The organism is Dactylosporangium sp. NPDC049742 (assembly GCF_040674675.1).
Classification (GTDB): Bacteria; Actinomycetota; Actinomycetes; order Mycobacteriales; family Micromonosporaceae; genus Dactylosporangium; species Dactylosporangium maewongense.
The window spans coordinates 1-10,528 of sequence record NZ_JBFANF010000135.1 but is presented as its reverse complement, the minus strand read 5'-3'; the positions used below and the strand labels follow the sequence as shown (position 1 = coordinate 10,528).

Sequence of the window (10,528 nt, the reverse complement as noted above, 5' to 3'; positions counted from 1 at the left end):
CCCCGTGCTGCTCGGCGGCGCGGTCGCCATGGACAGAATTTTCGCCGAAGAGAGGTAGGCGAACGCCGGACCGGAGTCGGACAACGGCGGGCGCAACCAACCGATGGTTGCGCCCGCCGTCACCTACTCCTCAGTAGCCGGATCGCCGCTCTTCGGCCCGGTGTACCCCTGGGCGAGAAGGTGGCTGTCGAGAACGTCGTAGAGCGGAGTTCCAGCGTTCACGTGCAGGTGGCGCTCTTTGCCGTCCGCGTACACCGCCATGTAGTGGATCTTGCCCTCCTCGCCGCGATGACGCCAGGCGCGCAGCACGACGGGGTTGGAGATGCGAGGCATTGCGATGGCCCTCCGATGTGGGTGACGGGATCAAAGGTTCGATGCAATGTCACTCACTTAGTCACTGAGGGCAAGGAAAGAGGCCATGTCGATCATCTCGACATGGCCTCTGACCTGCGGTGGGCGATACTGGGATCGAACCAGTGACCTCTTCGGTGTGAACAAGGTCAACTTCTCCTCCGGACCTGCCCGCGCGGACAAAGACGCAGGTCACGGTATAGGTCTCCGTTGGTTCGCGGCGGCGCTCTGGGGCCTGTTGGGCAACATCGTCTCCCAGATTTCTCCCAGCGGCGTCCGCAGGGTGACGCGGCTCTGGTGGGCGCTTCCGCAACATGCTTCAGACCGGGAGGACTCGGAGCCCGCCCCGGGCTTCCCGGCCCGCCGTAGTCCAGGGCGCGCGGCCCTGGCCGCCGGAGGCAAGCGGGCATCCCATCGACGCTGCCGTCAGCTACCTTTTCCGCATGGATCAGACGGACTGGGTGGTGGTGTTCTCATGGCGCAGCAACGTGCCGTCGCGCGATTGGCACTGGGCCTGGGAGGCCTGACTGCACAGCTGGGGTATCGACTGGGACCCCTTCCACCCTGACGAGGTTCGCAAAGTCCATTATCAGGTTGCGACGGCAGACGGACAGAGGGCCGGCTGCCTGTGGGAGTGGCACGTTCGCGCGACAGCACTGAGCCGACTTGGTATCGAGCCGCCCACGTGGCCGACGCTCTGACCGCGCAGAATGCAGTACAGCAGGCCGTCGAGGAATGCACGTGCGGGCGATCGTCGCAGTCGCGGTTGGGATGAGCGCAGCGTATGTGCTGTTCGAGTCCATCGCCGGCGACGTGGGCCGGGCGGCGAGCCCGCCGCTGGTATGCGGTTTACGGGAACGCGTACCTGATCCGCTCGATGAGCGTCGCCGGCAGCTCGATGCCCTCGGCGCGGGCCCGGGTGGTCAGCTGCTCCAGGACCGCCGCCTCGACGGAGGTCTGGCCGAGGATCGTGCGCACCGCCGTCTCGACCGGCACGAAGCGGCCGCTCAGGATCGAATAGGTCTGGTACGCGCTGAACGGGTCGGCCTGCTCGTTGAGCCTGACGATCGCCGGCAGCTGCTCCCACTCGGCGGGCAGGTCGCCGTGCCACCGCGCCGGCCTGGCCGGGTCCTCGCTCTGGTACCGCAGCATGCCGAGGCGCAGCAGCTGCCAGACCGCGGCGAGCAGCGGGCACGACCAGAGCCGGCCGCCGGGCTCGTCGCTCCACAGCTCCACGTCGAGGAAGATCGAGTGCCGGTTCGCGGCGTTCTCCTGCGGCTTCTGCCACTTCGCGGCGCCGTTCATCGCCGTCGGCACCGACTGCGGCGAGCGCACCCCGTTGCACAGCCAGCCGGACTCCGACGACGGCGGCCGCCAGCCGTTGGTGAGCGGCGGCGGGTCGTCGACGATCCGGGAGACCAGCATGTCCGCCAGCGGGATGCCGCGGTCGGTGGTCGCGCAGCCGGACTCGCGGGCCAGGTAGTCGATCGTCAGGCCCGCCTCGGTTGCGGCCTTGACCAGCAGCGGGATCAGCTCGGCCGGCGTGCTGAAGCGGGTGAAGTAGTCGTCGACGAGGAAGCAGGTGCTGATCCGGGGGCGGGTGCGGCCGGCCCGGCGGGCGGCGGACTGCCGCGCCGCCTCGACCCAGGGCGCGATCTCGGCGAAGTGCCGGCGCATCGCGTCGATGTCGCCGCCGTTGAACTGCTCGGCGTAGAGGTGGCCCAGCTCGATCGAGACGTGGGACAGCGGGATCGACGCGACCTCACGCTGCGCGACCGACTCCCGGAACACCACCTCAGATACGCTCATGGCGTCCCCCAAGCGGAGTCGATCATGATCTTTTCCGCGAGCAGCTCGAATGCGTCCACGGTCGCCGCATTCGCGATCATGCGGTCTGAAACGTCGTTGTCCGAAATAAGCTGTTCCCGCCACTGTAGCACGGGATCGAGCGGGACTTCGCCAAGCGTCAATGTCCGACCGACCTTCTGCTGGTTCGCCAATTCCAGCAGATCCTGGTGTACCTCTTTCAGCCACGACGCCTGCGCCGGCCGGAGTCCCTCCAGGTTCGCCGATTCGTCGGGCCCGTCGGGATTGACCACCGCCGTCCGGACGAATCGCAGCGAATTGGTGAGGTGCTCCGGCTTGTGCTCGTATTGCTTGCCGACCGCGAGAATGCCGCCCTCGCCGTACACGAGGTTGGCCGCCGCGAGCACGTGCTGCCGGGTCCACCGGTGGAAGATCAGCCACCGCTGCCCGACGTTCTGCAGCTCCGGCCGCGCGGTCGCGGCGAGGACCATCTCCGTGGCGTAGGAGCGGCCCGAGCTCAGGTCGATCAGCGCCAGGTCGAACTCCTCCTCCACCTGGAGGAAGAGCTTGACGCAGCGGTCGACGATGTCCTTGTCGATCGGGAACTCGCCCTTGCCGCGGTCGCCGGGGAACAGCACCATCCGGCCCGCCTGCGCCGGCCGCTGCCGCAGGCTCTTGCGGTCGGACTCGGCCCACACGTCCAGCCGCTCCGGGCTCGGCCGCGAGCCGTCCAGGTAGGAGTGCAGCCCGCCGCGGCTGGTGCCGCGCAGGATCGAGTTGATCTGGAAGATGGCGCCCGTGGTCGGCGAGCCGAAGTCGAAGTCCAGGTAGCACACGTCGTTGCCCGCCAGGGCGCTGCGGTAGACGAGATTGCTGCTGGTGACCGACCGGCCCGTGCCACCCTTGTCCGACGCCGCGAAGACCAGCATGCGTCAGTCCTCGGAGACGTTCTTGCGGGCGTTCTCGAGCTGGTCGAGCTTCTGCAGCGCCTCGATCGTGAGTGCCGTGGAGGTGCCCGGCCGCGACGACACCAGCTCCCGGGCGCGCAGCAGGTCGGCGCGGACCCGCTGGAGCTCCCGGCTCAGCGGTCCACGGCCGTCGATCGACCCGGCCAGCAGTTCCTTGTCGAACAAGTGGTCCGCCTCATTCAGAAGGTCGAGCGCCAGACTGTGCAGCGCGTCGCTGCGCAGCGTCGGCCGGACCACCGTCTTCGCGGCGCCGACGAGCGCCTGCACCACGCGGACGGTGTAGTACCACGAGGGCAGATCGTAGTGCGTGTCGATTCCGGCGAAGGCCGACTTCGGCTGGTCCCACAGGCCCTGACCCGGCGCGTCGTTGATCCTGCGCCGCCCGAGGTGGTCCCACACCCGGTCGGCGAGGTCGATCAGCTCCGACCGCTTCTGCGACTCGCCGAGCAGGCCGGCGATCGCGTGCGTGCGCTGCATGAGCAGCGCGGCGAACTCCGTGATCGGCCAGTGCAGCGGCGGGCCGACCGTCTCGGTGCCCTCCAGGTTGAGCAGCACGCCCGGCACGTGCAGCAGCAGCATCGGGTCGTCCTTGAGCGGGCGGGTGATCAGCCGGGCCCGCTCGGCCAGGTTGATCAGCACGTCGCCGATCCGGCTCAGCTCCGTGTCGGAGCCGCGTTCGCGGGCGAGACCCTTCACGGCGAGGGAGGTGACCAGCAGGGTGAAGTAGACGGACTCCACGTCGTCCACCGTGCGCCACGGGATGTCCTCGACCGGCCACCGGCCGGTGCCGAACGTCGCCACGGCCGCCCAGTAGGACCGGGTCAGGTCGTACCGCAGCTGCAACGCCTGCGCGAGCCGCAGCTGCTCCTCGTTGAGCAGGTTCAGGATGCGCGTGCGTTCGGACTGCAGGTCCTCGATCGCGTCGAGGGCGGTGACGGTGAAGTACAGGTAGGGCTTGTCGATCGCGACCCCGTCGGGCTGGCGGCCCACGTCCTCGACGGTCTCGATGACCGGCGCGTTGGCCACGACGCCCCACGACCAGCCACACTCGAAGAGCCGGTCGGACTGGGCGAGGTCCTCCGGCGCGTTGCCGGAGCCGATCGTCACGTTGCTGAAACTCGCGATCGTCTCGCGCAGCTCCCGCCGCAGCTGGGAGACGACGGCCCGGGCCGGTAACCCGCTCTGGTTGATCGTGCCGTAGAGGATCCGGCCTTCCTCGTCGTCGGCGGTGAAGACGTTGACGGTGAAGCTGCGCAGCAGCCCGATCATCGCCGCGCTGAGGCGGACCTGGGCGCGCGCCTTGAGATCCTGCAGGTCGGCCTTCACCTGCTCGCGCTGGGTCTCCGGCTCATAGACCGTCACGAATCCCAATGTCGCCAGTGACAGCGTCATCGACGTCGAATACGAGTCGACGATCGACAGGTCCACCTGCTCCTTGGTGACCTCGACGCCGGGCCGGGTCTTGAAGTAGCTGCCACCGGCGAAGACCGGCGTGCCGGTCTCCTTGTCGGAATAGGTGGTGAAGTACTCCCGGAGCAGCCCGATCAGGTAGGGCGCGATATCCGTCGCGCCACCCATCGGCCGCAGGGCCGCGATCATCGCCTCGCTGGTCTCGTCGGGCCGCTCCAGCCGGAACGCGTCGACCTGGGTCGCCGGCAGCAGGAGGCACAGCAGTTGCTCCGCGTCGCTGATCGAGTTGCGCCCGTCGCGCCCGCCCCATTCCCAGGTCTTGTTTCTCAGGGAATTGCGGACCACGGCCTTCCAGATCGACAACAGCTCCTGACGCGGATGGACCCTCATCGACCGCACCACCATCTGTTCGGCGGCGCGCCGTCGGCACCGCACTCGTGAGAGTCGCAGTCTATTGGCGCCCGCAAGTCCTGGCCTACCGTTCCCCCCAATTGTGGCGGAACGTCGGACGTGAATGCCGTTCCGGTTTCAGCGAACCGCCGGGACAGGCTCCGGCGCCGCCTCCGGGGCCACCGCAGAGGCCACCTCGGAGGCCACCTCAGGGGCCCGCCGGTGGATCGCCGCGGCGCCCAGGAGGGTCGTGCCGGCCAGCACCGGCCAGAGCACGCCGGGGCCGGCGTCGAGCAGGGCCAGCAGCAGCGCCGGCGCCGCGGCGTTGGCGAGTCCGGTGGACAGCTGCCACTGCCCGAGGGCGTGGCCGAGGCGGTGCGGGGGCGCGGCCGCGGTGACGAGCGCCGTGCCGCTGCCCGCGTAGAGGATCTCGCCCAGGGTGTACGCGACCGCGACCGCGCACAGGGCGGCGAGCGGTGCGCCGGCCGCGCCGCACGCCCAGAAGCCCAGGTACGACGCGGCGAGCACGACCCCGGACGCGGCCAGCACGGCCCGCCTCGACAGGTGCCGGAGCCGGACCACCAGATGCACCTGCAGCGCCACGACCAGGACGGTGTTGCCGGCGAACAGGATCGCCGGCCACGCCGGGGACGCGCCGAGCTGCTCGGTGAGCACGACCGGGAGCGCCACCTCCAGGACCGCGAAGCACAGCGCGAACGGCAGGTTCGCCCACACCAGCACCGCCATGCCCGGCACCCGGCCCGCCCGGGCCCGCCCGGTGCGCACGAGCGGGGCGGGCGGCACCACGACGGTGCACACCAGCACGGCCGCGACCCCGTAGCCGGCCGCGGTGCCGGCGGCCAGCAGGCGCAGCACGTCCGGCCCCCCGGCGACGGCGAGCGCCGCCAGCAGCGCGCCCGCGCCGAGGCCCGCGTTGCGCAGCGACCGGGCCGCCGCGAGGGGCGCGTCGGCCGGCTCGGGCGCGGCCAGGGTGGCGACGAGCGCGGCGTGCGCCTGCGGCCAGACCTGGTTGCCGATCCCGAGCAGCAGCGACGCGACCGAGAACGCGGCCACGCCGTGCGCGGCCAGCAGCACGCCGACGCCGGCGACCCGGACGACCAGGGTGGTGACGACCGGCAGGACCCGGGCGCGGAACGGGCCGCCCCCGGCGTCGAGCCACCGGCCGGTGAGCGGCACGGCGACCAGGCCCGCGAGGAGACCCGCGGACAGCGCCAGACCGGTGGCGGCGGCAGACAGGTGCAGGACGCTCAGGCCGTACACCACGAGAAACGGCCGCAGGAGACCCGCGCCGACAGCGTCGACGGCGAGCGCGGCCGCATGGCGGGGACCGAATCGCATGGCGGCAACGGTGCGGCGCGCGACCCGGCGCGATCACGCGGGTTGACGGGACCCGTCAAGCGTTGCCCCGTGCGCGCCCGGGCGCTGGCACGATGGGGGGGTGGCGTTGACGATCGACATCACGGGGATGCCCGCGGAGCGGTGCGTGTTCGCGCCGTCGCCGCTCGCCGAGCTCACCTCGATGCTGCACGTCCTCGCCGAGCCGGCCCACCACCCGGCGCTGCAGGCGTGGGCGGGCGCGACCCTCGCCGGGCTGAAGCCGGCGCTCGCCGACCGGCTGCTGGAGGCCGAGTTCCTGTGGCGGTCCTCGCGCGCGGACTTCCTCGTGCCCGGCCGGCCCCGCCCGACCCTGCCGGCGGAGCTCGACGCGGTCGACGCGATCCCCGACGAGACGTACGTGGCGGCGGCCCTCGTCATGAGCTGCGGCTCGCCCCGGCTGCCCCGCGACCTCGACCGGGCGCTGGAGCTGGCCCTGGCGCGGGGTCCGCGGCAGGCGGCGTTCGCGGAGCGGCTGCTGGCCGACCCGTCGGCGGTGCGGGCCGCGGTACGGGAGCTGCTGGAAGCGTGCGCGGAGGCGTTCTTCCTCGACGCGTGGCGGCAGGTCGAGCACCAGCTCGCCGCCGACGCGCGGCACAAGGCCGACCTGTTCGCGCGGCACGGCATCGCGGCGGCCCTCACGGCGGTGTCGCCGGCGGTCACCCTCGACACGTCCGCGGGCGGCACCAGGATCCGGATCGACAAGCTGCAGGACAGCTCGACGAGCGCCGCCGGCGACGGCGTCACGTTCATCCCGTCGGTGTACGGCCGCCCGCACCTGCTCACCGTGCACGCGCCGGGGTGGCGGCCGGTGGTGCAGTACCCGGCGGCGTCCCAGGGACGGCCGCTGTCGATGGACCTCGTGCGGGCCCGGCTGGACGCGCTCGCGCACCCGGTGCGGCAGCGGCTGTGCCGGACCCTGGCGCGCGGGCCGCACACCACCGGCGAGCTGGCCGAGGCCTGGCACCTGACGCCGCCCGAGGTGTCCCGGCACCTGGCCGTGCTGAAGAAGGCGGGGCTGCTGCAGACGACGCGCCGCGGCCGGTACGTGCGGCACACCCTCGACCTCACCGCCACCGCGGCGCTCGGGGCCGACCTGCTCGCGGCGCTGCTGCGATGAGCCGGTCCTGGGAGCCCTTGACAGCCGGGCAGTGGAGGCCATCAATTAACAGGAAACTTTACTATGAGTTTTCCTGTTGGAGGACGCCGTGCAACGTCCCGCCCTGCTCGCCGCCGCACTCGCCCTCGCGACCGTCACCGTGGGGGCCGTCTGGACCATCGCGGCGCCACCAGCCGACGCCGCCGTGGTGAGCCTCCAGGACGTGGTGCCCGCGCCCGCGTCCGTCCAGCCGGCCGGCGGCGTCACGTTCACGCTCGGCTCCGGGACCGACATCCAGACCGAGTCGCTCGACGTCGGCAACGCCCTCGCGGCCCTGCTGCGCCCCTCGACCGGCTACGCGCTGCCGGTCACCACGGGCAGCGGCACGCCGTCGAGCGGCATCGCGCTGCTGCTGTCCGGCGCGGACGCCAGCGTCGGCACCGAGGGCTACCAGCTCGACGTGACCGCGTCGCTGCTCACCATCCGCGCGCAGACGCCGGCCGGCCTGTTCCACGGCGTCCAGACCCTCCGCCAGCTGCTGCCGCCCACCGTCGAGGCCCGGACCGTGCAGAGCGGGCCGTGGACCGTCGCCGGCGGACGGATCGTCGACCGGCCGCGCTACGCCTACCGCGGCGCGATGCTCGACGTGTCCCGGCACTTCTTCGGCGTCGACACCGTCAAGCGGTACATCGACGAGATCGCCCAGTACAAGCTGAACGTGCTGCACCTGCACCTCAGCGACGACCAGGGCTGGCGCATCGTCGTCGACGCGTGGCCGCGCCTGGCGACCGTCGGCGGCAGCACCCAGGTCGGCGGCGGCGCCGGCGGCTACTACACCAAGGCCCAGTACACCGACCTCGTCGCCTACGCCGCCGCCCGGCACATCACGATCGTGCCCGAGATCGACATGCCGGGGCACACCAACGCGGCGCTCGCCTCCTACGCGGAGCTCAACTGCAACGGCGTCGCGCCCGCGCTCTACACCGGCACCGAGGTCGGCTTCAGCTCCTTCTGCGTCTCGAAGGAGGTCACCTACACCTTCGTGCAGCAGGTCCTGAACGAGCTCGCCGCCCTGACCCCCGGCCCGTACCTGCACCTCGGCGGCGACGAGGCGCACAGCACCAGCGAGGCGGACTACCGCACGTTCATGAACCGCGTCCAGCCCTTCGCCGGCGCGCTCAACAAGACCGTCGTCGGCTGGCACCAGATCGGCCAGGCGGACCACACCGCCGGCCGCGTCGCGCAGTTCTGGGGCACCGGCACCTCCGACGCCGACCTCAGCTCCGCCGTCAGCAAGGGCGACAAGATCCTGCTCTCCCCGGCGAACAAGACCTACCTCGACATGAAGTACACCAACGCGACGCCGCTCGGCCTGACCTGGGCCGGCCTCATCGAGGTGCAGACCGCCTACAACTGGGACCCCGGCACCTACCTCCCCGGCGTCCCGGCCGCCTCGATCCTCGGCGTCGAGGCTCCACTGTGGAGCGAGACGCTGCGCACCCTCGCCGACATCGAGTTCATGGCGTTCCCGCGCATGCCCGCCCTGGCGGAGCTCGCGTGGTCGCCGCAGTCCGCGCGCAACTGGGACACGTTCAAGGTGCGCCTCGGCGCGCAGGGCCCGCGCTGGACCGTGCAGGGGATCAACTACTACCGGTCGCCGCAGGTGCCGTGGTCCACGCTGCCGTCCGCCTCGCCCACCGTCTCCCCGTCCGCGTCGCCGTCGGTCTCCCCGTCCGCGTCGCGCTCGCCGTCGGCGTCGGCCTCCGTGTCTTCGCCGCCCGCCGGTGTACTGGCCAACGGCGGCTTCGAGACCGGATCCCTCGCGCCGTGGACGGGCAGTCGCTGCTCCGTGGTCACCAGCCCCGTCCGCTCCGGCACCCGCGCCCTCGCCGGCGCCGTCACCGCGGGCGACACGGCACAGTGCCAGCAGACCGTCACGGTCCAGCCGAACCGCACCTACCGGCTCACCGGCTACGTCCAGGGCAGCTACGTGTACATCGGCGCGACCGGCACCGGCGTCAACGCCAGCACCTGGACCCCCGGCACCGGCAACGCCTACGCCCCGCTGTCCGTCACCTTCACCACCGGCGCCACCACCACCTCCGTGACGGTCTTCGTGCACGGCTGGTACGGCCAGCCCTCCTACTACGCGGACGACTTCAGCCTCACCCTCGTGTAGCCCGCCACCCGCTGGGTACACGCCGGTACATGCCCACCGACGACATCGTGCAGGGCGTCTCCCCAGGCGCCCTGACCGAGGAAGCACTGCTCCGCGAGCTGGCCAGCCTGCACGGCACCCGCCACGACGCCCTCCGCCACGGCCCCGACAGCGCCCTGGCCAACCACACCCGCCGCACCACCGAACTCGAAGGCGAATACCTCCGCCGCCACCCTTCCCGCGAAATCAACCTCGCCCGCATCCGCTGACACACCCCACCCGACCCCCCAAAGATGCGACGGACGGGGTGGATCAGGTAGAGTGCACAAACGTCACGGGCGATTGGCGCAGCGGGAGCGCGCTTCGTTCACACCGAAGAGGTCACTGGTTCGATCCCAGTATCGCCCACGACAGGTCAGAGGCCGTTTCCGCGAGTCGGAAACGGCCTCTTCTGTATCTCTGCGTGACTAACTGCGTGACTATCAGGGCTGGATGGTCACTCCGCCACCTGGACCGGCAGGTGGACCCGCAGCGCCGGTCCCCGCCGTCGCGGGTCCCAGCCGGCGTCCCTCGCATCGGTGATGCACCGTGCGACCAGTGCCGGCGTCACCACGCCGCTTGGCAGCTCCAGCCAGTTGTCTGGCCGCGCAACCGCCAGCGTCACAAGCAGCCGACCCGCCGGATCGTCCGCGAGTTCGACGGCGAAGGAGAGTGGCGATTCACCCAGGCCCTGGCTGTATGACGGTCGTCGGCTGACCGTCCACCGGTACACCACGCCGTCGACCACGATCCGGCGCGAGTTCTTGCGGGCGAGTGCCATTTCCACCCTCCATTCCGGCCGACGGTACGGCGGTGAACGGCCCACGTCGAGTCGGTTCCGTTCACCGCCTACCTGGTCAATCGGTTCCGAAGATCTCGTCCATTGCAGTGGCACCTCCGAGTAGGACCGGA

The 10,528-nt window shown here is 71.1% G+C and carries 8 protein-coding genes, 1 tRNA gene and 1 pseudogene; 4 read left to right on the top strand and 6 right to left on the bottom strand.

Annotation, left to right across the window (positions count from 1 at the left end; all coding sequences use genetic code 11):
* Positions 1-123: 123 nt before the first annotated feature.
* From AB0J72_RS58365 to AB0J72_RS58345, 5 genes are all read right to left on the bottom strand, one after another.
* Positions 124-333 (bottom strand): hypothetical protein, encoded by a 210-nt coding sequence (locus AB0J72_RS58365; protein ID WP_363417745.1) that lies wholly within the window; start codon positions 331-333, stop codon positions 124-126.
* Between the two features lie 867 nt (positions 334-1,200).
* Positions 1,201-2,160 (bottom strand): SCO2522 family protein, encoded by a 960-nt coding sequence (locus AB0J72_RS58360; RefSeq protein WP_363417742.1) that lies wholly within the window; start codon positions 2,158-2,160, stop codon positions 1,201-1,203.
* Positions 2,157-3,086 carry an SCO2523 family variant P-loop protein gene (locus tag AB0J72_RS58355; protein WP_363417739.1) on the bottom strand — a complete coding sequence of 310 codons (930 nt, stop codon included), beginning with the start codon at positions 3,084-3,086 and terminating at the stop codon, positions 2,157-2,159. The genes AB0J72_RS58360 and AB0J72_RS58355 overlap by 4 nt, the downstream gene beginning before the upstream one ends.
* Positions 3,087-3,089: 3 nt before the next feature.
* Positions 3,090-4,925, bottom strand: coding sequence for an SCO2524 family protein (locus AB0J72_RS58350; RefSeq protein WP_363417736.1), 1,836 nt, complete (start codon positions 4,923-4,925; stop codon positions 3,090-3,092).
* A gap of 138 nt (positions 4,926-5,063) precedes the next feature.
* Entirely contained in the window at positions 5,064-6,284 is a 1,221-nt protein-coding gene (locus AB0J72_RS58345) for an MFS transporter (RefSeq protein ID WP_363417732.1), read from the bottom strand.
* Between the two features lie 100 nt (positions 6,285-6,384).
* On the opposite strand from AB0J72_RS58345, the gene AB0J72_RS58340 reads away from it, so the two are divergent.
* The 4 genes and pseudogenes from AB0J72_RS58340 to AB0J72_RS58325 all read left to right on the top strand — a co-directional run bounded on the left by AB0J72_RS58340 (position 6,385) and on the right by AB0J72_RS58325 (position 9,985).
* Positions 6,385-7,440 carry a DUF5937 family protein gene (locus AB0J72_RS58340; RefSeq protein WP_363417729.1) on the top strand — a complete coding sequence of 352 codons (1,056 nt, stop codon included), beginning with the start codon at positions 6,385-6,387 and terminating at the stop codon, positions 7,438-7,440.
* 88 nt (positions 7,441-7,528) lie between these two features.
* Positions 7,529-9,598, top strand: coding sequence for a family 20 glycosylhydrolase (locus AB0J72_RS58335; protein WP_363417726.1), 2,070 nt, complete (start codon positions 7,529-7,531; stop codon positions 9,596-9,598).
* Positions 9,599-9,651: 53 nt separating this feature from the next.
* Positions 9,652-9,846 (top strand): annotated as a pseudogene (locus AB0J72_RS58330) (DUF6158 family protein); the annotation flags it as partial.
* Between the two features lie 67 nt (positions 9,847-9,913).
* Positions 9,914-9,985, top strand: a tRNA-Val gene (locus AB0J72_RS58325).
* A gap of 88 nt (positions 9,986-10,073) precedes the next feature.
* Here the strand turns inward: AB0J72_RS58325 and AB0J72_RS58320 are convergent.
* Positions 10,074-10,528: hypothetical protein (locus tag AB0J72_RS58320; RefSeq protein ID WP_363417723.1), on the bottom strand; the 455-nt coding region annotated here is incomplete at its 5' end.